Raw genomic sequence first — 26,553 nt, 5'->3', positions numbered from 1 at the left:
CCATGAAAGTCCCCGAGCGTGTCATGCCGACATGTGCTCGGGGGCTTTTGTTTTTGCCCGTTTCCTTGTCCCGACTTTAAAGTTAACGCTTCCAAGTGGTTTAATGCACGGAAAACACGACTCGTTTCACCTATTTTTTGTACATTTGCAGCGTTGTTAGAATCCCAAGAACCATTTACATTACTAAAAGCAACAAGAAAAGATGGCAGACAAACGTTATGGTCACTTCGACGACGAACACCGGGAGTATGTGATCACCGATCCAAAAACTCCCTGGCCGTGGATCAACTATCTGGGCAATGAAGACTTTTTCTCACTCATTTCCAACACGGCCGGAGGCTACAGCTTCTACAAGGATGCCAAGTTCCGCCGTCTCACGCGCTACCGCTACAACAGCGTGCCAATGGACAATGGCGGCCGCTACTTTTATCTGAAAGACGGTGACACCATCTGGAATCCGGGATGGAAGCCGTGCAAGACTCCTCTCGACTTCTACGAGTGCCGCCACGGCATGAACTACACCCGCATCACAGGACGCAAAAATGCCGTCGAAGCCTCAGTGCTCTTCTTCGTTCCGCTCCACACTTGGGGTGAAGTGCAGAAGCTCACGTTGCAAAACCTCGGTACGGAGACAAAGACGCTGAAGCTCTTTTCATTTCAGGAATGGTGTCTGTGGAATGCCGCCACCGACATGGAGAACTTTCAGCGCAATTTCTCCACGGGCGAAGTGGAGGTCGAAGGAAGCGTCATCTACCACAAGACCGAATACCGCGAACGCCGCAACCACTATGCCTTTTATAGCGTGAATGCCTCCATCGACGGCTATGACACCGACCGCGAGACCTTCGTCGGCCTCTACAACGAGTTTGCCGAACCCGAAGCCGTGGTTGAAGGCAGGGCCCGCAACAGCTTTGCCCACGGGTGGAGCCCCATCGCCTCACATTATATAGAGGTGACACTCGCCCCGGGCGAAAGCCGCGATTTTGTCTTCCTTTTGGGCTATGTGGAAAACGCTCCCGAAGAGAAGTTTGCCGGCAAACAGACAATCAACAAGGAGAAGGCACTCCGGATGATTGCCGACTTCGACACCACGGCCAAGGTGGACCGCGCTTTTGACGAACTCAAAACCTACTGGGACAGCCTGCTGAGTGTCTTCACGCTCAAGAGCGGCAACGCCAAACTCGACCGCATGGTGAACATCTGGAATCAATACCAGTGCATGATTACTTTCTGCATGAGCCGGTCGGCCTCGTTCTTCGAGAGCGGCATCGGCCGTGGCATGGGCTTCCGCGACTCCAACCAAGACCTCGTGGGCTTCGTGCATCAGATACCTGAACGGGCGCGCGCGCGCATCATCGACATCGCCTCCACCCAATTTCCCGACGGCGGATGCTACCACCAATACCAACCGCTGTCGAAACGTGGCAACAACGACATCGGGGGCGGTTTTAACGATGATCCCTGCTGGCTCATTTTCGGCACGGTGGCCTACATTAAAGAGACGGGCGACTTCTCCATACTCGACGAGATGGTACCGTTTGACAACCAACCCGGCTCTGAGGTGACGCTTTTCGAACATCTGAAAGTCAGCATGAACCACGTGCTCAACAATCTCGGGCCGCACGGGCTGCCGCTCATCGGGCGTGCCGATTGGAACGACTGCCTCAACCTCAACTGCTTCTCATGGGATCCCAACGAGAGTTTCCAGACCACCGAAAACAAGAGCGAGGGCTCCAAGGCAGAAAGTCTCATGATAGCCGGTCTGTTTGTCGTGACGGGCAAAGACTACGTGGAACTCTGCCGACATCTCGGCAAGCACGAGGAGGCCGAGCGCATGGCACAGGCCGTGAGCGACATGGAGGAGGCCGTAAAGAAGCATGGCTGGGACGGTAACTGGTTTCTCCGTGCCTACGACTTCTTCGGCAACAAAATCGGGAGTCACGAAAACGAAGAGGGCAAAATATTCATTGAGAGTCAAGGCTGGTGTACGATGGCGGGCATCGGTCTCGAAGACGGCTTTGTGGACAAGGCGCTCGACTCGGTGAAGGAGCGCATGGAGTGTGAGCACGGCATTGTGCTCAACAACCCGGCCTACACCACCTACCACGTGGAGATGGGCGAACTGAGTTCCTACCCTGAAGGCTACAAGGAAAATGCCGGCATCTTCTGCCACAACAACCCGTGGGTGATTATTGGCGAAACCGTGGCCGGACGCGGCGATGACGCATGGAGCCACTACACCAAGATACTGCCTTCCTACGTGGAGGAGAAGTACCAGACGCTCCACAAAGTGGAACCCTACGTGAACTGCCAGATGGTGGCGGGCAAGGATGCAGCCCGGCCCGGCGAGGGCAAGAACTCATGGCTCACGGGCACGGCAGTCTGGATGTGGTACACCGTGTCGGAGTTCATCCTTGGCATCAAACCCTCCTACGACGGTCTGACGATTGATCCGTGTCTGCCGACATCGGCCAAGGAGTATGAAGTTTGCCGCAAATTCCGCGGTGCGGAGTATATCATAAAGGTGAAAAATCCCAAGGGAGTGAACAAGGGCGTGCGCTCCCTCCTCCTTGACGGACAACGCATGGAGGGCAACACAGTGCCTTTCAGCGAAGGCAGGCACACCGTAGAGGTTGTGATGGGATAACAAGCCGGCATCCCCTGATATGCCCCGTACGAGAACCATTTCCCGTGCGGGGCTTTCTGTTGGCAGACGGAGAAAGGGAATAGCCACCATTTCATGGGGAAATGTTTTGCTCACTCGCCATCAAAATCAGGTAAAAGACGCTGCTGCAAGATACGGGGCTATGATAAATAACCTTTACAGAATCACTTCCATAAAAACTCGCCAAATAGTATGGGAAGTAGGCTTTAAATCGCCGGGAGAGCCCGCTGTTTTTCTCATTCGGGCTCTCCGAACTTGCAAAAGAGCCACACTTGAAAGCTGAAAGGGCCACAGTTGCGTCGCAACTGTGGCCCTTTTGCCAACTTGATTAGGCCCTTTCAGGCCGGTTTTTGAGTCTAACAGCGTGTCAACAATATTCAAACGGCTGATTATCAGCTCCTTTTAAATGTCGCCAAAATCGCCCAATTCGCATCCGCAGGATTGTTCGTTGCAAATATCGCAAGCAGAGTGCCCGAAAACGAACAAATGGTTTGACATTATGCTGTCCGGAAAGTAGCTTTTATCTTCCACCATAGGACGAGCCACCGTTACCAACCTCGCCGTTTAGAAGAGGACATCCCGCAACTTCTGATAAAGGAAAGAGAGGGTGAGCAACAGCAGCCCCAAGACGATGAACACGACAATCTTGCCCCAAGCCGGCATCATCCAAACGTCATAGATCACCAGTTTGAACAGCACCAGTCCGAAGGTTCCCAAACTCACCATGCGCAGATCCTTGCGATGGAGCTTCATACCCAAGCACATCTCCACAAAGGCGAAAACGCCGAGAGTGAGCCCCAAGAGCACGTCGCTGAGACTGGAATCGAGGGGAGTGTGGAATTCATATTCCATGTAAAAGGCAAAATAGACGGTCGTGATGCCAAGCAACAGATAGCCCAAATGCAACGGATGATAGGGCAACAGCGAGTCGGTGTCTTCAAAAAGACTGCGATAACGCTCCATCACCACAGCCACAGCCACCGCACAGAGGCCGGGGAAGAGGGCGGTGAAGAACGTGCCATTGAAGAACACGGGGAGCAGAATGAGTTCATCGTAAACATAACTGTCCTCAACCGTATAAAGATAATAAAACAGCGTAGCGGCCGACAGCAACATGCAGCCCAAGGCGTAGACCCGGTCGCAAAGCTTGACATACAGCAACAAGAGCATCACTGCCTCAGCCGACCAAAGCACAAGCATAGCCTGTCCGTCAAACTGAAGCGGGATGGCCATCGAGAAGAAGATGATGCCCAAGGCCGGCAAGACAAACTGAAGCGTATCGGTTGCCCAGTCCTTACGGCGGAGAATAAGATAACACCCTATATGGACGGCGGAGATGAAGAAGCTGAGCAAGCCCGAAGTCTCAAAACTTACTTGCTCTTCAAGGAAATAAACGCCTAAAGGCAAATACACAAAACCATTGGCCACCAGTGTGACTATCAGCCAATAAGTCAGTTTTTCGGCTTTGCCATCACGCAACAGCCAAATCGGGGAAAGCATAAAGATGAAGAAAAACAGTGTGGAAAACAGCCACATCAACACTCCTATCCTGTCATTTTCCACGAACGAACCGGTCACTAAACCAAAGCAAATTGCCAAACTGGTGAAACCGAAAGCCACAACGGGCAGCTCTCTCCACTCCTTATAGACAGAGAGAATGAACATACCGATATTGAGGATGGCAAGGTAGCTTAGCAACAACAGCGCGTCATTCTCGCCGACCGACGTGATAAACGGAGCTATGAAGCCTCCCGCCAATGCCGTGACAGCCAGCTCGCGGCGGTCGTGGAATATCGCCATGCCTCCCATCGCGACCGTCAGCCCCACAAGTGTGAGGAAGGCAATGGTGTCGGAAAAGAGATGATAGTAGTGAAAAGCAATGGCCACCGTGATGTAGAACACACCGAAGCCTCCGCCGATGAGCAGCGAACTGAAAGCCCGATAGCGTTCCCGAAGCCGTTCGCCCAGAGCCACCATGCAGCCGCCTACCACAAAGCCCAAAGCTGTCCGGGCCACTTCTCCTATCCAATTTCTGTCGATGGCATATTTCACGAAGAAGCCGATACCGATGATAAAGACCAAGATGCCGATCTTTCCAAACAGATTTTCACCGATAAATTTCTCGTAATCAAAGCCCCGCCGCTCTGTTGCTTCTTGCTCCGAGGCCATTGCCGGCTCCGCTTCAAGAGTCTCCACGGGCACAGACGGTTCTTCTGCTGCAACAGATTCTTCCACCTGTTCGGCAGGTTCTTCCACCGGAACGGTCTCCCCGGGTTCCTCGTCAATGGCAGCCGGTTCGGTTTCTATATCAATAACGGCTGTGGGAATGGGCTCTGAGAGCGGTTCACTCTGCTCGTCGGCAATCGTTTCGTTGCGCGTTTCCGTCACCGGCCGGGGCTCTTCCGGGATTGTCTCCGCTTCCAATCGCTCCTGCAACCGATTCAATTTATCATGCAAGTCCTCCAACCGGTCTTGCACACTGGTGAGCGAACGCTCGATGCGATACCATGCAAAGAGCGGTACGGTTACAAAAATAATGAAGAAAAAAACAGCTTCTTCTAACATATAAATAAGGTTATAGGGTTAAAGTCAAAGCAAACTGCGGTCAAGGATCTCGATTTGTTTGCCCTTGATGTGGATGGCCCCGTTGTCCTGCATTTCGGAGAGCACGCGCAGCAGCGAATATTTCTGTATGCCGAAAGAGTCGGCTATCACCTGCCGCGACTGGTCAAGCTGTATGACATTGGAGTTTTGCTTGCCCGCCTGTTCGAGCAACATCGAGGCCACTTTCTCGCGGACGGTGAACAAGCTGAGCACCTTCATGCGATGGGTGAGAAACACATCAATTTGGGAAAGTACGCGGATGAAGTTCATCCGGATGGTGGCATTGGTGTCTATCAACTCTTGCAGTGTCTCCGGACGGAGCCGGAAAACGGATGTGGGCACCTCGGTCTCCACGCTGACAGGCAGACTGCGGTCTTTGGCAAAGACGAAGGCGGGAGCCACCAAATTGCCCGGACGAAGCCTGCTCACCTCCACTTGCTTGCCCGAAAGCGACGACATGCGGCACACGAGTTCGCCCGTGAGCACGATGTCGGCATATCGGCAGGGCATTCCGGCCAAGGCATAGACATCTCGCTTGGCGTAGTCCACCACCCGATGGCTCACGGAAGAGAGCGTCAGGTCGAGCTCCAGTTCCGACATTGTGGCAAACAGCGGGCACGTGGCCAGCACGTTTAATATTCTTCTATCCATAGATGATATTTGCAGATTCGATTGGAAATAGTTCCCTTTCAAGCGGTAAAGATAATAAAAAAGGAAGAAACAGCGGTGAACAGGATACCCAAAGGCTTCTATTTAACTATCTTTAACCACATAAACGAGCGACACATTGGCATCCAAAAAGCGACATTCTGTCACAAAACGCGGTTCGGTATATCCTTTGATACTTCATCTATTGAAACGGAAAAAGAACATAGATAAAAGCAAAATATTATAGAAAGGAGAAACGAATATGACATTCGAGAAATTTACAATCAAAGCCCAGGAGGCCGTGCAGGCTGCGGTGAGCATTGCGCAGCGCAACCAACAGCAGACCATTGAGCCTGTGCATCTGTTGGCAGGTATCTTGGAGAAAGGCAAGGATGTGACCGGTTATCTCTTCCAGAAACTGGGAGTCAACGGTCAACAGGTAGACACGCTCGTCGCTTCCGAGATTCAACATCAGGCCCGGGTGCAGGGGGGAGAACCCTATCTGAGCTCCGCCACCAATGAGATTCTGGTCAAAGCGCAGGACATCGCCCAAAAACAAGGCGACGAGTTTGTGAGCATAGAGCCCATACTGCTCGCCCTCTTGCAGGTCAACTCCACGGCGGGCCGCATCTTGAAAGATGCCGGCTGCACAGAGAAGGAGATGGAAATGGCCATCCAAAGTCTGCGACAAGGGCAGAAAGTGCAGTCGCAGTCGGGTGACGAGAACTATCAGGCACTTGACAAATATGCCAAAAACCTCGTGGAACAGGCCCGTTCGGGCAAACTCGATCCTGTGATCGGGCGCGATGAGGAAATACGCCGAGTGCTGCAAATCCTCTCCCGCCGCACCAAGAACAACCCTATATTAATAGGTGAACCGGGTACGGGTAAGACGGCCATTGCCGAAGGACTGGCCGAGCGCATTGTGCGTGGCGACGTACCGGAAAACCTGAAAAACAAGCAACTCTATTCGCTCGACATGGGTGCCCTTGTGGCCGGTGCCAAATACAAGGGTGAGTTTGAGGAGCGGTTGAAGAGCGTCATCAAGGAGGTGACCAACAGTGAGGGCAACATCATCCTCTTCATCGACGAGATACACACGCTGGTGGGTGCCGGAGGTGGCGAGGGAGCTATGGATGCGGCTAACATTCTGAAGCCGGCTTTGGCCCGGGGTGAACTGCGTGCCATCGGTGCCACCACGCTCAACGAGTATCAGAAATATTTTGAAAAAGACAAAGCATTGGAACGCCGCTTCCAAACCGTGATGGTGGAAGAACCCGACGAGGCAGACGCTATCAGCATCCTGCGTGGCATCAAGGAACGCTACGAGAATCACCACAAGGTGAGGATACAAGACGATGCCTGCATTGCGGCTGTGCAACTTTCGGAACGATACATCAGCGACCGGTTCCTTCCCGACAAGGCCATCGACCTGATGGATGAGGCGGCAGCCAAACTGCGCATGGAGCGTGACTCCGTTCCTGAGGAACTTGACGAACTGGAACGCCGGCTCAAGCAGTTGGAGATAGAACGCGAAGCTATCAAACGCGAATTGGAATCCGCTGCAAGTCCATCGCAAGGGGGGGATGCCGCCCATGCCAACAGCAACAAACTGTCTTATCTCGACAAGGAGATTGCCGAACTGAAAGACCAGGAAAAGGCTTTCCGAGCCAAATGGGAGGCCCAACGGGGATTGGTTAACAAGATTCAGCAGAACAAGCAGGAGATTGAAAACCTGAAGTTTGAGGCTGAGCGGGCCGAACGGGAAGGCAACTACCAGCGCGTGGCCGAAATACGATATGGCAAGTTGCAGCAGCTCGAAGCTGACATCAAGGCTACTCAGGAACAACTCGGACAGTCGACCGAAGGCAAACAACTCGTGCGCGAGGAGGTCACCGCCGACGACATAGCAGAGGTAGTGAGCCGGTGGACGGGCATACCCGTGACCCGCATGTTGCAGAGCGAGCGCGAGAAACTGCTCCATTTGGAGGAGGAACTCCACCGCCGCGTCATCGGCCAAGACGAAGCCATCAAGGCCGTGAGCGATGCCGTGCGCCGCAGTCGTGCCGGTTTGCAGGATCCCAAGCGCCCCATTGCCTCATTCATCTTCCTCGGAACAACGGGTGTGGGTAAGACCGAACTGGCCAAAGCGCTGGCCGAATATCTGTTCAATGACGAACAAATGATGACCCGCATCGACATGAGCGAATATCAGGAGAAGTTCAGTGTCACCCGCCTCATCGGTGCGCCTCCGGGATATGTAGGCTATGACGAGGGTGGACAACTCACCGAAGCCGTGCGCCGCAAACCCTATTCTGTGGTGCTCTTCGATGAGATAGAGAAAGCCCATCCCGATGTATTCAACATCCTGTTGCAGGTGCTTGACGACGGAAGGCTCACCGACAACAAGGGACGTGTGGTGAACTTCAAGAACACGATCATCATCATGACTTCCAATGCCAAACGAGAGGCACTCAAAGCCACGTTCCGTCCGGAATTTCTGAACCGTGTGGACGACATCATCACCTTCAAACCGTTGCAGAAGGATGAGATTGCCAAGGTGGTGGAGTTGCAGATGAACCGCGTGAAAGAGATGCTCCGGCCGCAGGGTTTCGACTTGCAGTGGACGCCACAGGCTATCAACTATCTGGCCGAAGTGGGCTACGATCCCGAATTTGGTGCCCGTCCGGTGAAGCGCGCCATCCAAGACTACGTGCTCAACGACCTCTCCAAGAAACTCCTGGCCGAGGAAGTGAGCCGCGACAAGCCCATCATCGTCGACGAGTTCGGAGACGGACTGGTGTTCAGGAACTAAGATTCACAAAATCAAGTTTCAAGAGTGACAAGGGAAACGAGTGCCAACGCCTCTAACTCCCTTTAGCTCCAAGACAAACAAAAAGCTCCGCAGCCATTCAGGTTGCGGAGCTTTTTTTATCTTCTCTACACTCACCGCTCCACTTGTCATTCCCATTATATCCCTCCAACAGTCCTGCCGCAGACCTTAAAATGAAAATAATTGCAAAAAGCTACCGCCGTTTTCAACTTATTGTGTATCTTTGAGGCTGCAACCAAGAAGTACGAGAAATATCATGGAAAAAAGCATTGACAGTTTTGAAGCGTTGACGCATCGGTTGCGCGAGCATCCGGACAGGAAACGCGTGGCCGTGGTGTGTCCGCATGGCGAGTCGACTCTTGCGGCCGTGAAGCAGGCTGAGGAGGAAGGATTTATCACCCCTTTGTTTGTAGATGATGCCGATCCGCAAGCGGCATCGCGCCGCGGAGTGGAACTCGTCAGGCAAGGCGAGGCCGATATCTTGATGAAAGGGCTTGTGCAGACAGCCGACCTTCTGCGTGCCGTGCTCGACAAGAAGACGGGCATTCTGCCACCGGGAGGTACACTCACCCACATCGCCGTGGCTCAAATCCCCACCTACCACAAACTGCTTTTCTACTCCGACGCAGCCGTCATCCCCTATCCCACCGCACCACAACGCCGGGAGCAGGTGAAATATATGGTCGGCCTCTGCCACCGGCTGGGCATCGGACAGCCGAAAATCTCCCTCATCCACTGTTCGGAAAAGGCCGATGCAAAAAACTTCCCCTTCACCGAAGACTACTTGCAGATAGTCGATGAGGCCCGGCATGGAACTTTCGGCTCTTGCGTGGTAGACGGGCCGCTCGACGTAAAGACCTCCTGCGACCTGCACAGCATGGAGATCAAAGGCATCCGGTCGCCCATTGCGGGAGATGCCGACGGGCTTATCCTGCCCGACATCGAGGCGGGCAACCTGTTCTACAAGACTGTCACGCTATTTGCCGGAGCCGAAGTGGCAGGCGTGCTACAGGGCACCTTGAAACCCGTGGTGCTACCGTCGCGAGGCGACAACCATCGCGCCAAATATCTGAGCCTGCTGCTTGCCGCCATCGCGGGGTAGCACCAAGAAACTGAAAATCTGAATAGAAAAAGACCGCTATGAGAATACTTGCCATCAACCCGGGCTCTACATCGACGAAGATTGCCGTCTATGAGGACGAAAAAACACTCTTAAACAAAGACATCGCACATTCTGCCACCGAACTGAGCCGCTTCCACGAGGTCACCGATCAGTATCATTTCCGCCGCCAACTCATCATCGACGAACTTCGACGGGAAGGCATCAAACTCGACTTCCGGGCCGTGATAGGCCGCGGGGGACTCACCAAGCCTCTGGAGGGAGGAGTGTATGAAATCAACGAACTGATGCTGGAAGACACGCGCAACGCCATTCACAAACACGCCTGCGACCTCGGCTGTCTGCTGGCCCACGACATCGCCAAAGACATTGAGGGCTGCCGAAGCTTCATTGCCGACCCCGGTGTGGTGGATGAGTTGTGCGATGAAGCCCGGCTCACGGGCACCCCGCTCATCCGGCGCATCTGCATCTGGCACGCACTCAACCAAAAGGCCGTGGCGCGCCGCTTCGCCCGTGAACGGGGCGTGCGCTACGAAGACCTCAACCTGATAGTCTGCCACTTGGGGGGAGGCATCTCCATAGCCGCTCACGCCCACGGACGGGCCATAGACGCCAACAATGCGCTCGACGGCGAAGGCCCCTTCTCCCCTTCGCGCACGGGCTCTCTGCCGGTCTGCGACCTGATACGCCTATGTTATAGTGGCCGATTCACGGAGGAAGGTCTGTTAAAATATCTCTCAGGCGAGTCCGGCCTCATCGCCCATTTGGGTACGAGCGATGTACGGAAAGTAGAACAGCGGATTGCCAATGGCGACGACGAGGCCCGCCGGGTGCTTGATGCATTGATTTTCCACACGGCCAAAGCCATTGCGGCCGAGGGGGCCGTGCTGTGCGGAAAGATAGACGGCATGATTCTGACCGGCGGCATGGCCCGGTCAAAATACATCATTCCGCGACTCAAAGAGCGCATCGCATTTCTTGCCCCCGTGGCTGTCTATCCGGGAGAAGACGAAATGGGAGCTCTCGCCTCAAACGCCCTGGCCGTGCTTAAAGGTGAAAGAGAAGCCAAAGAGTATAAATGACCGGAAACTCTGCGAGCGTACCGGAATATGAATTCCGCGCCATCGTTATACCTCCAAATACAGAATAACGGCAAAGTCCCCATCCGATAGCCATCGTCAACCGACAGATTATGGCTATTCGGATGGGGGCTTTTCCGTTGTGTAAGCACCACAAATTACAGCAAAATATAGTTCTGCTCCTTCTCCTTGAAATAGCGGAAAGTGCCCACCTTGAGTTCGTCACAGGCATCCTCGTCGCACACGATGATGCCATGCCGGTGCATCTGAAGGGCACTGATGGTCCACATGTGGGTGATGCCTCCCTCGATGGCTGCCTGCAAGGCACGTGTCTTGCCGTGGCCATTGACCAGAATCATCACCTCGCGGGCATCCATCACCGTGCCCACTCCCACGGTGAGGGCAAACTGCGGCACGTTGTTGGGATCGCCGCCAAAGAAGCGGCTGTTGGCAATGCGGGTGTCGCTCGTGAGCGTCTTCATGCGGGTGCGGCTCGTGAGCGACGAACCGGGTTCATTGAAGGCTATATGCCCGTCGGGGCCTATGCCACCGACAAACAGGTCGATGCCGCCAAACTTCTCAATGGCCTTCTCATAGTCAGCACACTCTTTCTCCAAGTCGTCGGCGTTACCGTTGAGTATATGGATGTTCTTGCGGTCGATGTCGACATGATTGAAAAAATTGTTGAACATGAAACTGTGGTAGCTCTCGGGATGCGTCTCGGGCAGAGCCACATATTCGTCCATGTTGAAGGTCACCACATGTTTGAACGACACCAACCCCTCCTCATGGGCTTTGATCAGCGCCTTGTACATGCCGATGGGCGAAGAACCGGTTGGCAGCCCCAGCACAAATGGATGGTCGGCTGTGGGCCGGGCCGCATTGATCTTGCCAATCACACGGTTGGCAGCCCATTGCGACAACAGTTCGTAGTTAGGTTCGATGATTACTCTCATACCTTTTTTATCTTTTCGGTTTAAAAAATTGTCTACAAAAATATATTTTTTCTTTCAAACAACCAAAACGAAAGCCGGTTTTCCCAACAAAATATGGTGGGAAATTCAGGAAAGGAGGGATGAAAGCCTCTCCCGGCCCCTCCGAAGGAGGGGAGTGCCTCGCGGAAAAAAGCCTGTTTAATATCTTGAATGGGGGGATTGGACAAGAGGCTAAGTCCCTAAGTTAGGGGTTAGGGTGCTGAGTAAAAGGGATAAAACCATCGTATAGCACGAACTATTAAAACTTCCGAAAAAGATTTACATGCGACTTTTCGCCACTCATCTTTCCGTCTTATCTCATTCCTCCCATTTGCCCCATCCGGCCCATCAATTTTCTCACTAAGCCCGAACGACCTTGCGAAAGGGCCACACTTGGAAGCTCAGTCGAGCCGAATGAGAATGCCCAAGGGGCTCTTTTGCAAGCTCATTCGGCCTCAATGATATCCATAGCAGAAGGAAAGCTAAAAAAAGGGAGCACTCACGTACTCCCTTTGGCGATGCAAAGATACGACAAAAATGAAGTGATTGCAAATCAATGACGAAAAAAGCAGACAGCGATATATTCCTTATCAGTATGCCGAACGACAAAAAACAACTTTTATGGAAAGTCCCTACACCAAACAAATCGGGCTGCCGGAAGTTTCCGGCAGCCCGATTTGTTTATCACATTGCGCGCAGAGCTACGAGTATCATTGCATGTCATAGACCACCTGCATGAGTTTCTTGCCGAGGGCATCGGCCTCGTCCATCGTGGCCGCTTCGCTGTAGACACGGATGATGGGTTCGGTGTTGGACTTGCGCAGATGCACCCATTTGTCGGGAAAGTCGATTTTTACCCCATCGATGTCGTTGACCTGCGCCGTGGCATCGGCGGCAAACATCTCTTTCACTTTCACAAGAATGGCATCCACATCGGTGTCAGGAGTGAGATCGATGCGGTTTTTGGCGATGAAATAGTTGGGATAAGTGGCCCGCAACTCGCTCACTTTGCACCCCTTATGGGCCAAACTGCTCAGGAAAAGGGCTATGCCCACAAGGGCATCGCGCCCATAGTGACTCTCGGGATAGATGACACCGCCGTTGCCTTCGCCGCCAATCACGGCCCCAACCTCCTTCATCTTGGTGGTGACATTGACCTCGCCCACAGCCGCAGCGGCATAGTGACCGCCATGACGCTCGGTGACATCGCGCAGGGCACGGGTGGAACTGAGGTTGCTCACCGTGTTGCCGGGAGTGTGAGAGAGCACATAGTCGGCCACGCTGACAAGGGTGTACTCCTCGCCGAACATCTTGCCGTCTTCCTGAATAAAGGCCAAACGGTCTACATCAGGGTCTACCACAATGCCCATGTCGTAGCCGCCTTTCTGCAATTCGGCCATGATGCCGCCCAGATTCTTCTCCAACGGCTCGGGGTTGTGGGCAAAATTGCCATTGGGCTCGCCGTTGAGAAAAGTATATTCCACGCCCAAACGGTCGAGCAGCCGAGGCAGAATGATGCCGCCCACGGAGTTGATGGCATCCACAGCCACCTTGAAGTGGGCCTTGCGGATGGCCTCGACATCAACGAGCCGGAGAGCCAGCACAGCTTCGATGTGGCGATCGTCGAAAGTGCGGTCGTCAGTGTAGCTGCCGAGATGGTCAACATCGGCAAACTCAAAGTCTTCATGTTCGGCAATGGCGAGCACCTCGTTGCCGTCGTCCTTGGTGAGAAACTCCCCTTCGTGGTTGAGCAATTTCAGGGCGTTCCAATGGCGAGGATTGTGGGAGGCAGTGATGATGATGCCGCCGGCTGCCCCACTCATGCGCACGGCCAGTTCGGTGGTGGGAGTGGTGGCGGGACCGATGTTGATCACATCATATCCCATGCCCATGAGCGTGCCACAGACCACGTTTTTCACCATGAGCCCCGAAATGCGGGCATCGCGGCCCACAACAATCTTGTTGCTGTCTGACCGGGCACTACGCCGAATGAAAGTGGCGTAGGCCGAAGTGAACTTTACGATGTCGAGCGGATTGAGCGTGTCACCGGCCCGTCCGCCGATGGTTCCGCGAATGCCGGATATAGACTTGATTAACGTCATAATGCCTGAATATTTTTAGATGTTAAATGCGTGTGGATAAGATTAGCGACCCTTCTCGTAACTGATTTCGTAATAGCAGGGATAGACATTCTGCGTGGCATTCTGCTGCCCCTGTGTGTGGGGCACAATGAGCCTCACCTTAGCCAGTTCGGAACCGGCACTCTTGAGACGATCCAACTTGATATAAGTGAGCGGAATGAGCCAACCCGACGGAACGGAAGTCGTCTTGTAGGTATCGTACATCAAACCGCTCAAGAACGAGGCCGTGAAAGTACCGGAATTGTTGGTCACGGTCAGCTTGTCGGGCTTGTAAGCATAAGCATGGGTGGTATTGGTCAGGCAAGAGTCGGGCGAGAGGTTGGGGTTGACAAACAGATTGGCCTCCTTGAAACGGCACAGCACATCGGTCGTCTCGCCGTCGGCTATTTTCTCGCCGGTTCCCCTCTTGACGATCTGCATGTAGACTCCGGTATTGTCAAACAGCACAAACTCGTTTTTAGAGACATCGGTAGTGGTGTCGGTCAAGAACTCGCTTTCCGAAATCACCTTGATGCCCTGCTTCACGACAAGGGCATTGATGGCCTCACGCTCGCGGTCTTTCTGTTCGGCGTAGGTCTCTCCCCTGTTGCAAGAAGAAAACAACATCACTCCACCGACGACGGCCAGCAATCCATATACTACTTTTCTCATTGTATTGTTTATTATACATTTTAACAGGGAACAAAGTTAATAAAAAGATTACACACGGGCGAGAGCCCATCGAGTTTTTTAGTCTATTTATCAAGTTTGATTCCTCATTTAACGGAATTTACGCCTTCAGTCTGTCAGCAAAAGCCCGGATGGCCTTCCGGGCCACCTGTTCGGCCTCACTGATGCTGCAATGCAGTTTGCCGCCGGCGGCATTGACATGGCCGCCACCGTTGAAGAAGCGGGCAGCCACCTCATTGGCCGGGAAATCATCGACCGACCTCACGCTCACAAGCACGAGGTTGTCGCGCTCGGTGTCTTCGCGCAGCGAGATGGAGAGTTTGAGCCCTTTGATGCGAAGAGGTTCATTGACGAGCCCTTCGGCATCACCGCGAATGAAGTGGAAGTCGCGCAACTCGGTGCGGGTCATCGCATAGTAAGAGGCGTGCAGGTCTTCAAAAACGTTGAGCTTTTGACACATCATGTAGCCTCGCAGGCGCACGGCCCACGAACTGTAGTTGTTGAACACGTTGCGGTAGATCTTGTCTTTGTCGATGCCCTTGGTAAGCAACTGGCTGATGATGAAATAGATTTCGGGGTTGGTACTGTTATAGGTAAACCCACCGGTATCGGTCATCATTCCACAATAAATGGGAGCAGCCCACTGCCTGTCAAGCCCCTCAAAACCACCCAGCTGCCACACCACCCGGAACACCATCTCGGAAGTGGAACTCATCTCCGGGTGGGAAACGGCGAGGGCCGTGTCGGGGAAATTGGGGTCGAGGTGGTGGTCGATCATCACCTTACGGGCAGGTGATGCCACGACATCGGCCTGCATGTCTTCCACACGGCCCGGATCGTTGAAGTCGAGGCAGAACAACAAGTCGGCCTGCTGCAACATCCGGCTCACTTCAGCCGTGCGCTTGTCGTGGCGCACCACCTTTTCGGAGTTGGGCAACCAATGGAGAAAGTCGGGCATGGCATCGGGCATCACAATGTCGGGCGACTTGCCCAAAGAGCGAAGATAGGCGGCCCACCCGAGGGAGGAACCTATGGCATCGCCGTCGGGCGACTTATGTCCGCAAATGACTATACGCTCAGAAGCCGCTATCAACTCGCGGAGGGTAGCGGCTTCTGATTCTGATAAAATGTTAATCTGCATCAAAAAAGTTTGTTGGGATAAACGCCTTCGTCTACAAGGCTTTGAATCTTGTCCACGACACTCTGGCGGTCGGCAGCATAGGTCACGCCAAACCACTTGCTGGTGGTGTCGAGCACTTCTACGGTAGCGGTGCCTTCGTTGATGAGCTTGTTCACCATCAAAGGAATGAAAAACTCAGCCTTGAGGTTTTCCATGTTCTTCGGGTCACTGAGAAACTCCTTGAAATAGGCTTCGCTGTATTCGAAATAGTCGGGTGTGAATCCCCATACGTTCATCGAGACCGGTGTGTTGTCGCCAATGGCTACCCACTCGCCCTGTTCGTCTTTATACTTCACCACGCCCTCGCGACGCTCTATTTCGGTACGCTCCACAACGGTCGCGAGATGGTCTTCGGCATCTTTCGAGCACACACCGCGGGCCACCGTACCGTTGTCGCTCAACGTGTTGCCCACGCGGAAACCTACCATGGCATACTTGTTTTTGCTGCCCTCGGGCAATTCGGCAAGGAAACGCCCCATCACCTTGAAGCAGTCACGGTTGTAGAAGTCGTCACAGTTGATTACGCAGAAAGGTTCTTTCACCACGTTCTTGGCCATGAGCACGGCATGGTTGGTGCCCCAAGGCTTTTCGCGGCCGGCCGGCACACTGAATCCTTCGGGGAGGGCATCGATGCTCTGGAAGCAAAGTTCCACGGGCACATGCCCTTCATACTTGGAAAGTACCTGCTGCCGGAACTGGTCTTCAAAATCTTTGCGGATGATGAACACAATCTTGCCAAAGCCCGACTGAATGGCATCGTAGATGGAATAGTCCATGATTGTTTCACCGTTGGGGCCCAGGCCGTCCAACTGCTTCAAGCCACCATAGCGGCTACCCATTCCTGCAGCGAGGAGAACTAATGTTGGTTTCATTGTTATTTCGGTTTTAAAGTAATTAAAAAGCGCACTTTTATCTTTTTTATTTCTATGGGTGGGCAGATGTGACCGGCCTATGTTTTGTACAAAAAAGCCTTCTGCCATCGTTCCTTCATTGTGCAAACAAGCGGTATGAGTATTCTCATTCCACTCATCGAATGCCACCTATTTGCTGCAAAGGTATGGATAAAAAATGAAAAACATAGCAGAATGGGGTAAGAAAAATGTGATAATAAAAGGCTTATAGTTAAAAAACATATTTAGATCAAAGCCACGTAAAACTGGTGGGAAATAAGATAAGTTGTGCATAGTTATAATGTCATGTATCGGATAATCGCCGTAGAAATGTGAATCTTTACAAAAACAGCCCTCTATTTTTTAAATTATGCTAATGGACTTGGATGAGAAACCATGTCCAAGTATTTTTTGTTTACCTTTGTAGTATAATAATGTGAACAACATTTCAATTTAAATACAATGGTAAAAAAACATCTTCTATTGTCATGTATCTTCATGACAGTGACTCTATGCGGACAAGCACAAACAGAAACTCCCCAATTAGTCTCAGATCCTCTGGAATCTTTATCCAATGGCGCAGGGCAATTATTTCTAATGACACGCATAGAAAAAGCGAAATACAGTAAAACGGTTCCCATACAAGAGCAAGCACAAAATGGCCCTTTCTTATATGGTGCGGCTGCAAAATATTCAAAAGAAGAGGCTATCACTGAGAGTAATCTATTTAGACTTATAGAATGCGATGGCAACTTTTTCTTATACGACACTAAAAAAGGAAAATATGTTGGTTATAGTAAAGAAAAATATAATTGGCTAAAATGCTATGACAAAGCAAATGATTTCTGTAAATTGACAAAATCGGGAAAAGGTCTACAGCTTTATAAGACATATTTATGTTACCATAAGACTAACAATTATTTTGGTTTATACGCTTCTCCTACAAAGGAACATCCTGCAGCTAATCTATACGCCATCACCCGATTACCCTCCTACGGCATCACATTAACAGAAGACAGCCCACTCCCTACAAAAACAAACAAGGGAGAAGATGCTGCCGTATCCCTTCACCGTACATTTGAACCCAATGCGCTTAACACGTTAATTCTCCCGTTTGATGTTGAGAACTATCGGGAGGTGTTCGGTATGCAAACCACGGTCTATCGGCTGAATGAAGACAACACACAAGCGATAGAATTTATCTCTATGGACAACGGCGAAACGATGAAAGCCAACAAACCTTATCTTATTAAAGGAGAATCTTTCAACAGCCAACCTTTCATCTTCCCGGCTTCCACAAAGTTTCAGTATGGGGGTGAAGAGCAAACTGTTAAGGTAGGAGACATCACTTATCATGCGACATACGAAAACCAAGAGTTCAAAGAGGCTGCCGACTTATACGTGGTGGCCAACAACAAGATTTATTCATGCAAAAACCGTACAATCAAAATCAAGCCCTACCGTTGGTATATTACTTCTGAAAAAGCTGCTACTGCAAAAGAGTTTCTGCTCAATATCGGTACCGGCATTCAGAATATGGAATACCGTGAAACAAAGAAAAACACTTCTGCCATCTACAACCTGCAAGGTATGAAAGTGGCAGATGCCGATACCCGAAATTCGTTGCCTCATGGAATATATATCTGCAATGGAAAGAAGTTTGTGCAATAATTTAATGAAAGAAAACCATACAACCATCATCTATAATCATAATAAAAATATGAAAAGAAAGAAATACCTTCAGCCGACAATAAAAAGATATCATATTAGCATCCAGCCCTTATTAGCCTCATCATCGGCCAAATATGAGTTTATCCGCAGTCTTAATATAGACAAAGCCGATAATGGGACAGATGAGATTACTGCGAGTGCCAAAGACTTCTCCATTTGGACCACATGGGATGAGGAATAATCTATCGATCAAAGGAAAAGAAAATAATTACCCACCTTTATCCTCCAGTTCTATACCAACAAGGAGCCAACTACCAATAGAGACAAAAGACCAAAAAATGAATTGTAAGACCAGAGAGCTGCTAACTGAATATGCTGCCAAATATGAGACGACAGACTTTCTGACAGGTGATCCCAGTTGGTTCATGCACCAAGTGGAGGGCCCACACAACCAAGAAGTTATGGCACTCATAGCCTCCTGCCTCAGTTATGGGAACCGCAAGCTGTTTATGCCAAAGATTCAATTGTTCTTGAAAGAGTCGCGCGGTAATATCTATTCATGGATCAAGGACAATTCATTTACAGTGGCAATTCCCGATACACCGGAACGATTTTACCGATTACAGACCTATCATCATGTTCACCAACTCTTCATGGGAATACAAGATATCCTGATAAAACATGGCAGCATCGGAGAATTTGTCAAAGAACGGGCAACTACGGCCCACGATGCTATAACCGCTATGACCCGTCATTTTCATTTATGGGATGTAGGGCATCTCGTTCCCAAAAGCACCACCTCATCGTGCAAACGGGTGTGTATGCTGCTTCGCTGGATGGTACGTGACTGCTCACCCGTTGATTTAGGTCTATGGACTTTCATCGACAAGCGCACACTCATCATCCCACTTGACACCCACGTTATGGAGGAGGCTAAACGATTGGGACTGCTCGCCACTACACAACCTTCCATGCGCACTGCCCAAAAACTCACAGATGAATTGCGAAAGGTTTTTCCCGACGATCCCCTCAAAGGCGATTTCGCCCTATTTGGATGCGGGATACAAAAGGCTATCGCCCCGTAAGAAAAGAGAAACAAGCTAATACCTTACACCAAAAAATGGCAAGACATCGAGACCTCTCGTTGACTTGCCATTTTCTTTACCTTCTTTATGAGGAGCCTGCCCATAAGCCAAACCCACCCGAAAAGCCGGCTTTCATATTTTGTCAAGAATCCTCCTAATAGTCATAAACCACTCTCCTGTCTCCATGTGGCTAAGTTCCGCTATCCGTTTTAACATGCGGTAAGGCAGATGCTTATGATTCATTTTCCGCACAGTATAAAACAGCACTGTAGTATTCAGGAAAGCAACCACCACAACGACAATAAATTGCCATGTGACATCAGCTCCCGCCAAATAGGCAACAAACCAACACAACACATTCAGCATATTGAGACTTATCACCATTATCGTGGTTCCAACATGAGAGAAACCTATTTCTATAAATAAATGATGCAAATGACTCTTGTCGGGATGGAAAGGACTGACACCCTTCCACATTCGTCCCGTCATCACGCGCAAGGTATCAAACACCGGTATGCTCAACACACTCACACAGAAAGCAATCACCCCAAACCCCGGATGATTGGCTGCTGCCAACGACGTGTTGTCTATCATGCGCATACAAAATATGCTCATCAGCATACCCATCATCATGGTACCGGCATCTCCAATAAACATCTTTGAAGTGCTGCCAAACACGTTGTGAAAGAAAAAAGGAACCAAGGCTCCTGCAGCCAATGCAGCCATAACACTCATTGTCCCGTCGTAAGAGGCACAAAACACCACCCCAAAACACAGGCAGGCAAATATGCACAAGCCAGTTGACAACCCATCAACACCGTCAATCATGTTGACAGCATTGATGATTCCCACACAGGCAACAGTGCAAAGTGGCAAAGATACATAAACCGGGAGTTTCCCAATGCCGAAAAGCCCATGAAAGTCATTGATGTTGGTCAGATCCATTTTCACGACAAACGCAATGACAGCTATTTCCAAGACGATGCGGACAATGGGGCTAAGTCCCACCATGTCGTCGAGCATGCCTACATACATCATGACCGTCAATGCGACAACGCAAGTAAACAAAGCATAGGTGTTAAAGAACATGCTCGTTACCCCGGCTCCGACAACCACACCAAAGAACACAGCCAGACCACCCATAACCGGAACAGGTTGTTTCTGGAGTTTCCTATAATCAGGGGCGTCGGTCATATTCTTCTTCAATGCCATTTTGACGATGACGGGATGAACCAAAGCCGTGATAACCATTGCACTGACAAAAGGAAGGATTATTCCCAATACCCACAGTCTCAATGTCATGTATTCAAACATACCTCCAAAAAGTGTTAACAAAACCATATCTTGTTCATTTAAATATTATAACTTTGAGTCTTACTATCAATACAGGTACTCTCTGCTCACTCACTCGCTATTTTATCATGATGCACCCGTAACAATTTGTTAAATTCGCAGTCGGCCTTTACCTTATCCAGAATACGCCTGACTACATGATAAATCTCACCAGATTCACGATAATCGGCCCGGCAAACAAAATTGACACGATTCTCGTCTATCAGTTTCAGGGCCGTGGCCTCTTTCCGTTTGTCTGAATAGACGGCTATCGAATGTCCTCCATGCTCTTTGACCATCTTCATGCAGGGAATGTCCGTTTCTCCATCACCGAAATATATCATGTGTGTGAAAGGGATAGGACGTTCATTCTCCGGCACATATTCATTGATTTTAATATCGTCGCTGACGGCCTCAATGCCCTTGTTGATCTTGAACAAAAACTGCGTCTTCGTCGTATAATCAACTGCTATGGCCGGCCAATAGGCAGAACCGTTATCATTATAAAGATAGGAGCAGGCGTAAATATTGTCAAACTCATGGGCGATGGACGTGCCTTCTATCATCTCTTTCAATCCTGAAGAGTTGATATAATGGCGCACATCAAGCCCTATAGACCTGCCGTAGTCTCCAACCAGTTTAAACCAACCTTTCACCCCCTCATAAAGCTCTATCTTCGAACCGAAGTGACGGAACGACTCACGCTTGAGCGAGATGTTGTTTTGCAAAGCGGCCTGCAGCATCAAATACATATAACAGAGAATGCCATTGGCATCATTCTCTTCAGAAAGTTGCCGGTTCTTCGCCCAAAACTCATCTTTATCCTTTCCTATGGCTTGGATAAAGCCAAATTCCTGCATATTGCCCGGAGACAACGTTCCATCAAAATCATATATCAGTGCAACTTTCGAGTGCTCCTCCATAAGCAAGATTATTTCAACCACAACTAACAGACACCGTGTGATGTCGTTTTTTAACACTCATGCGTTTACAATTCAGACCATCATCTTGATGTCAATACTGTATAGGGAACAGAAACTCAAAACCATTCTCTTTGTGAGGGCAAAGGTAAACAATTATTTTCAAACTTCAAAAAGAACGGCCCTTTTTCATTTTGTTTTGACAGAAAACGACATCCAAGTACACAACAAAACGCGTTTGGCAGCAGGACAAAGGTTGCGAAAAGAAAGAAAAAGAAAGGGCAAAATTTGTTTATATCGGCGATTTGACGTATTTTTGCAACATAAAATTCGATGTATATGAAAAAGTTTCTTCTAGTCATGCTATTGTGCATGATTTCGACAATCACTATCAACGCTCAGTCGACATTCAAATATAAGGACAAACGAAATCAATGGGATATTTTCGTCGGCCCCAAGATTGGTGCCAACTACTCTACACTCACCTCTCTTAATGCTTCGTGGAAACCAGGACCGGTAGCAGGTATCTTTCTCGAAGTATATGTCACACCCAAGTTCTCCTCCAATGTTGAAGTCTATTGGAGCCACCTGTCATGCGGGAATGCCGATGACAATTCCGGCCATTCAACCAATACAGATGGTAGTCCCATGAAATTTACCTATACCTTTGATTATCTCAACATTGATTACCTTTTTAAATATTATCCAGCAAAGTGTTTGGGACTCTATTTAGGAGCTGGTCTCAAGCGTGAATTTACGGCCACCGCCGATTGGGATACCAACCAAGGGGACAAGCGCAACATAGAATCGGACATCCATCGCGGCGACATCATGGTGCCGGCAGGTTTCACTTTCCTCATCAAAAACTTCTTCATTGATGCCCGCTATGCCGTATCGGTCAAGGAGTTGGGAAAAAGTGAACGGGGCAAGCAAGCCCTCGGCAAAGCCCGCAACATGGGCGCACAGTTCACCGTCGGCTACCGTTTTCGTTGCTTCTAACATTGAGACTGGCTTATAATTCCTAGCTGTATACAACATTTTGTCATTTCAAGGATCGTGGAGAAAAAAGACTTACGCATTATTTTCATGGGCACCCCGGAGTTTGCCGTGGGCACTCTGAAACGACTCTATGAGGGTGGATATAATATAGTGGCTGTGGTGACACAACCCGATAGACCGGTGGGCAGACATCAAGATACCCTACAGCCATCAGAAGTAAAGAAATATGCACTTGCCCACGGGCTGCCAATATTGCAGCCGGAGAAAATGAAAGATCCGACTTTTATAGAGCAGTTGGCATCCTATAAAGCCGATCTGCAAATAGTGGTCGCTTTCCGCATGCTTCCGGAAGTCGTTTGGAGTAGGCCCCGTTTCGGCACATTCAATGTACATGCCGCACTACTCCCCCAATATCGTGGAGCGGCCCCCATCAACTGGGCCATCATCAACGGCGAGACGGAGACCGGTGTCACTACCTTTTTCCTTAACAAAGACATCGACACGGGGCGCATCATCCTGCAAAGGCACTTCCCCATACCCGATGATGCCGATGTAGAATATGTCTACAACGGACTCATGGAACTTGGAGCGCAGACTGCCGTAGAGACGGTAGACAGGCTTCTTGCAGGCAACGGAACCGTAGCTTCGACAGCGCAGGCAGAGTGGCTAGACCACAATGTGCCCACCGACACACTGCACACGGCACCCAAAATATTTAAAGAGACTTGCCGCATCAACTGGAACCGACCGGCCAAGAGGGTGTACGACTTCGTGAGAGGACTGAGTCCATACCCTGGAAGTTGGACCGACAACGTGTCTTTTCCGACCAAGGCACCACTTAAAATATTCAAGACCGGGAAAACCGGTGAGGCCACAGCTGCCACGCCCGGCACAGTTCACCAAGAGGGCAAACGGCTGCTCATTGCCTGCCGGGACGAGTGGCTGGAGATATTCGAACTTCAAATGGCTGGCAAAAAGCGCATGGCGGCCAAAGATTTCCTTAACGGCTTTGCCGCCAAACTGTAAATATACCGACAACGGTACGGGCTTCCACAAACTATAAAGAGCCCGAACCAAACAAAAAGAAGAAACTATGACTATACAAGAAGATATCAAGAATGCAGTGGAGTGTATGCGCAAAGGGGGAGTCATCCTCTACCCCACCGACACTGTTTGGGGCATCGGCTGCGATGCCACCAATCCGGAAGCTGTAGCTAAAGTCTATCAAATCAAGCAGCGTGACGACTCGAAAGCACTCATCTGTTTGGTAGACTCCGATGCACGAATGCAGAAATATTTCCGCAATATCCCCTCTGTGGCATGGGAGCTTGTCGATTCCACCGCCGAGGGGGGCAAGCCCACAACCATCATCCTTGACGATGCCGTCAACGTGGCCCCCAACCTGATAGCCGAAGACGGCAGTTTGGCCGTGCGCATCACCTACGAGAAGTTTTCCAAAGAACTGTGTTTCCGCATGCAGAAAGCCATCGTCAGCACCAGTGCCAATATCAGCGGACAACCTGCCGCGCAAAACTTCTGCGACATTGCCCCAGAAGTAGTGGAGGCCGTAGACTATGTGTGCTGGAGTCGCAGGCAGGAGCACAAACCTCACACACCGAGCAGCATCATCAAGTTGGGCCGAAACGGAGAAGTAACCATTATCAGAAAGTAGAGGATGGAAACAAGCACCATGTTTGAACGATTGCACAGCTGGCGGACGGCCCACGTCTCCACCCGCCAGATGACTCTTATCCTGTCGTTCACCATAGGTGTGCTCGCCTCGGTGGCAGCATTCATCCTGCACAGCATCATTCACGAAATCCAGATACTGCTCACGGGAAGCATGAGGGCCAACTCATCGAACTGGCTGTTCCTGATATTCCCCATCGTTGGCATCTATCTCACCTATCTTTTCATCAAATATGTTGTGAGAGACAACATTTCTCACGGCATCACGCGTGTGCTGTATGCCATCGCCACCAAACAGTCACACCTACGAGCCCACAACTGCTGGTCGAGCGTCATTGCCTCGGGGCTCACCATCGGTTTCGGCGGTTCGGTGGGTGCCGAAGCTCCCATTGTACTCACCGGGTCGGCCATAGGCAGCAATCTCGGCCAGCTGTTCAAGATGGACAACAAGACGCTGATGCTCCTCGTGGGGTGTGGTGCCGCGGCTGCCATTGCCGGCATCTTCAAGGCCCCCATCGCCGGTCTGGTGTTTACCCTCGAAGTGCTGATGGTAGATCTCACCATGGCTTCGCTGCTCCCTATCCTCATCTCCTGTGTCACGGCCACTGTGTTTTCGGTGATCTTCATGGGTAACTCCTCCCTCTTCGATTTCACACTCACCAATGGCTGGCAGTTAGAGCGTACGCCACCCTGCATCCTCCTCGGCGTGTTTTGTGCATTTGTCGGACTCTACTTCATGCGGGGCATGACATCCTGCGAGGGCATGTTTGCCAAGATGGCCAAGCACCCCTACCTTCGGTTGGTATGCGGAGGGCTGATGTTAAGCACGCTCATCTTCCTTTTCCCGTCGCTCTACGGCGAGGGTTATTCGGCTGTCAATGTATTGTTGAGCGGCAAGACTATCGCCGACTGGAACACCATCATGAACGGTTCACTGTTCTACGGCCACGACAATCTGCTCCTACTCTACGTGGGCATGGTGGTGCTGTCGAAGGTCTTTGCCACTTCGGCCACCAACGGATCCGGCGGCTGCGGCGGTACATTTGCCCCCTCTCTGTTCATCGGAGGCTTTGCCGGCTTTTTCTTCTCCCGCCTTTGGAACACCTATCAGGTGGGCACCTACATTCCCGAACAAAACTTCACTCTGATGGGCATGGCCGGCGTGATGACAGCCGTGATGCACGCCCCACTGACCGGCATCTTCCTCATAGCAGAGCTTACGGGAGGCTATGGACTGCTCATGCCACTGATGATCGTCTGCATCTCGGCCTATCTCACCACCAACATCTTTGAAACCCACAGCATCTATGCCCTGCGACTGGCACGCGAGGGGCGGCTCATCACCCACCACACCGACCGCGCCGTACTCACCCTGATGAGCATGAAGAGCGTCATAGAGAAAGATTACCACCCCGTGAAGCCCGATCTGCCCATGGGCAGTCTGGTGCATGAAATCAGCCGAAGCAACAACAATTTCCTGCCCGTAGTCGACGATGCCGGCACGTTGTTGGGCATCATCGACATCACCCACATCCGCCACATCATCTTCCGCACCGAACTTTACAACCGGTTCACCGTGCGCCAACTCATGCAAGAGCCATCCGCTGTTTTGGGAGAAAATGACTCGATGGAGGAAGTAATGAAGAAATTTGAACAGACAGATGCCGCCCAACTACCGGTGGCCGATGTGGACGGCCGACTGAAAGGATATATCAGCCGTATTCACATATATGCCATGTATCGCAAAATGGTCTCCGACTTAAGCGCAGAGTAAGGCAGAAGGAGTCGGAAAGACTTTCCTGAAGTCGGGCATCAACAAAGCATCAGCCCCCCCTAAGTTTACCAAATATATTCACCACACATTTGCAAAAAAGACATATTCATCTTACCTTTGCTATAACAAAGGAAGTTCTCGTGTACTCCTTTTTTTAGACCTAAAAGTTTCCCTTTCCATAAAGGAGGCTTTTTCAGCCCCTGCCGTGGGGAGCATCTGTCTTAACCGGCTTAAAGCCGGTTAAGACACAAAAACGAACAAATAGTTTAACAATTATTCT

General features: G+C 50.8%; 20 protein-coding genes. 11 read left to right on the top strand and 9 right to left on the bottom strand.

Annotation, left to right across the window (positions count from 1 at the left end; translation table 11 throughout):
- The first annotated feature begins 202 nt into the window (after window positions 1–202).
- Complete coding sequence (locus tag HMPREF6485_RS07105) at window positions 203–2,647, top strand: GH36-type glycosyl hydrolase domain-containing protein (RefSeq protein ID WP_004345662.1); 2,445 nt, start codon at window positions 203–205, stop codon at window positions 2,645–2,647.
- A 582-nt stretch (window positions 2,648–3,229) separates the two neighbouring features.
- On the opposite strand, the gene HMPREF6485_RS07100 is transcribed toward HMPREF6485_RS07105, so the two are convergent.
- Window positions 3,230–5,230, bottom strand: coding sequence for a DUF2339 domain-containing protein (locus HMPREF6485_RS07100; RefSeq protein WP_004345660.1), 2,001 nt, complete (start codon window positions 5,228–5,230; stop codon window positions 3,230–3,232).
- Between the two features lie 24 nt (window positions 5,231–5,254).
- On the bottom strand, window positions 5,255–5,920 hold the full coding sequence (locus HMPREF6485_RS07095) for a Crp/Fnr family transcriptional regulator (protein WP_004345659.1): 666 nt from the start codon (window positions 5,918–5,920) through the stop codon (window positions 5,255–5,257).
- Between the two features lie 259 nt (window positions 5,921–6,179).
- Here HMPREF6485_RS07095 and clpB point away from each other — a divergent pair, with 259 nt between their 5' ends.
- The 3 genes from clpB to buk all read left to right on the top strand — a co-directional run bounded on the left by clpB (window position 6,180) and on the right by buk (window position 10,952).
- Entirely contained in the window at window positions 6,180–8,732 is a 2,553-nt protein-coding gene (gene clpB / locus HMPREF6485_RS07085) for an ATP-dependent chaperone ClpB (protein ID WP_004345656.1), read from the top strand.
- 274 nt (window positions 8,733–9,006) lie between these two features.
- A complete protein-coding gene (locus tag HMPREF6485_RS07080; protein ID WP_004345655.1) occupies window positions 9,007–9,852 on the top strand; it encodes a phosphate acyltransferase in 846 nt (281 codons plus the stop codon).
- A 38-nt stretch (window positions 9,853–9,890) separates the two neighbouring features.
- On the top strand, window positions 9,891–10,952 hold the full coding sequence (buk, locus tag HMPREF6485_RS07075) for a butyrate kinase (RefSeq protein WP_004345654.1): 1,062 nt from the start codon (window positions 9,891–9,893) through the stop codon (window positions 10,950–10,952).
- A 155-nt stretch (window positions 10,953–11,107) separates the two neighbouring features.
- Here the strand turns inward: buk and nagB are convergent, their stop codons facing one another.
- From nagB to HMPREF6485_RS07050, 5 genes are all read right to left on the bottom strand, one after another.
- The gene (gene nagB / locus HMPREF6485_RS07070; protein ID WP_004340367.1) at window positions 11,108–11,905 is read right to left on the bottom strand and encodes a glucosamine-6-phosphate deaminase; all 798 of its coding nucleotides are present in this window, start codon (window positions 11,903–11,905) and stop codon (window positions 11,108–11,110) included.
- Window positions 11,906–12,633: 728 nt separating this feature from the next.
- Entirely contained in the window at window positions 12,634–14,025 is a 1,392-nt protein-coding gene (gene glmM, locus HMPREF6485_RS07065; protein WP_004345650.1) for a phosphoglucosamine mutase, read from the bottom strand.
- A gap of 42 nt (window positions 14,026–14,067) precedes the next feature.
- Entirely contained in the window at window positions 14,068–14,715 is a 648-nt protein-coding gene (locus HMPREF6485_RS07060) for a DUF4827 domain-containing protein (protein WP_004340365.1), read from the bottom strand.
- A 118-nt stretch (window positions 14,716–14,833) separates the two neighbouring features.
- A complete protein-coding gene (locus HMPREF6485_RS07055; protein ID WP_004345649.1) occupies window positions 14,834–15,874 on the bottom strand; it encodes a DHH family phosphoesterase in 1,041 nt (346 codons plus the stop codon).
- On the bottom strand, window positions 15,874–16,785 hold the full coding sequence (locus HMPREF6485_RS07050) for a glycosyltransferase family protein (protein ID WP_044125909.1): 912 nt from the start codon (window positions 16,783–16,785) through the stop codon (window positions 15,874–15,876). Before HMPREF6485_RS07050 ends, HMPREF6485_RS07055 begins: the two co-directional genes overlap by 1 nt.
- Window positions 16,786–17,265: 480 nt before the next feature.
- Between HMPREF6485_RS07050 and HMPREF6485_RS07045 the strand changes: the two genes are divergently transcribed.
- From HMPREF6485_RS07045 to HMPREF6485_RS07035, 3 genes are all read left to right on the top strand, one after another.
- Window positions 17,266–18,474, top strand: coding sequence for a hypothetical protein (locus tag HMPREF6485_RS07045; RefSeq protein WP_248622254.1), 1,209 nt, complete (start codon window positions 17,266–17,268; stop codon window positions 18,472–18,474).
- Between the two features lie 49 nt (window positions 18,475–18,523).
- Window positions 18,524–18,715: a hypothetical protein gene (locus HMPREF6485_RS07040; RefSeq protein ID WP_232209145.1), complete on the top strand. Its 192-nt coding sequence runs from the start codon at window positions 18,524–18,526 to the stop codon at window positions 18,713–18,715.
- A 97-nt stretch (window positions 18,716–18,812) separates the two neighbouring features.
- Window positions 18,813–19,559, top strand: a complete 747-nt coding sequence (locus tag HMPREF6485_RS07035) for a TIGR02757 family protein (protein WP_044126331.1) — start codon at window positions 18,813–18,815, stop codon at window positions 19,557–19,559.
- 132 nt (window positions 19,560–19,691) lie between these two features.
- Here the strand turns inward: HMPREF6485_RS07035 and HMPREF6485_RS07030 are convergent, their stop codons facing one another.
- Both HMPREF6485_RS07030 and HMPREF6485_RS07025 read right to left on the bottom strand, forming a co-directional pair.
- Complete coding sequence (locus tag HMPREF6485_RS07030) at window positions 19,692–20,873, bottom strand: glycosyltransferase family 4 protein (RefSeq protein ID WP_155814434.1); 1,182 nt, start codon at window positions 20,871–20,873, stop codon at window positions 19,692–19,694.
- Window positions 20,874–20,959: 86 nt separating this feature from the next.
- On the bottom strand, window positions 20,960–21,814 hold the full coding sequence (locus tag HMPREF6485_RS07025; RefSeq protein WP_004345640.1) for an HAD family hydrolase: 855 nt from the start codon (window positions 21,812–21,814) through the stop codon (window positions 20,960–20,962).
- 336 nt (window positions 21,815–22,150) lie between these two features.
- Between HMPREF6485_RS07025 and HMPREF6485_RS07015 the strand changes: the two genes are divergently transcribed.
- From HMPREF6485_RS07015 to HMPREF6485_RS07000, 4 genes are all read left to right on the top strand, one after another.
- Complete coding sequence (locus HMPREF6485_RS07015; RefSeq protein ID WP_004345636.1) at window positions 22,151–22,810, top strand: outer membrane beta-barrel protein; 660 nt, start codon at window positions 22,151–22,153, stop codon at window positions 22,808–22,810.
- Window positions 22,811–22,867: 57 nt separating this feature from the next.
- Window positions 22,868–23,836 (top strand): methionyl-tRNA formyltransferase, encoded by a 969-nt coding sequence (fmt, locus tag HMPREF6485_RS07010; protein ID WP_004345634.1) that lies wholly within the window; start codon window positions 22,868–22,870, stop codon window positions 23,834–23,836.
- 67 nt (window positions 23,837–23,903) lie between these two features.
- Window positions 23,904–24,482: an L-threonylcarbamoyladenylate synthase gene (locus HMPREF6485_RS07005; protein ID WP_004340350.1), complete on the top strand. Its 579-nt coding sequence runs from the start codon at window positions 23,904–23,906 to the stop codon at window positions 24,480–24,482.
- Window positions 24,483–24,485: 3 nt separating this feature from the next.
- A complete protein-coding gene (locus tag HMPREF6485_RS07000) occupies window positions 24,486–26,273 on the top strand; it encodes a chloride channel protein (RefSeq protein WP_004345632.1) in 1,788 nt (595 codons plus the stop codon).
- Window positions 26,274–26,553 lie beyond the last annotated feature (280 nt).

Source organism: Segatella buccae ATCC 33574 (genome assembly GCF_000184945.1).
Taxonomy (GTDB): domain Bacteria; phylum Bacteroidota; class Bacteroidia; order Bacteroidales; family Bacteroidaceae; genus Prevotella; species Prevotella buccae.
This window is presented reverse-complemented; position numbering and strand designations above follow the sequence as displayed.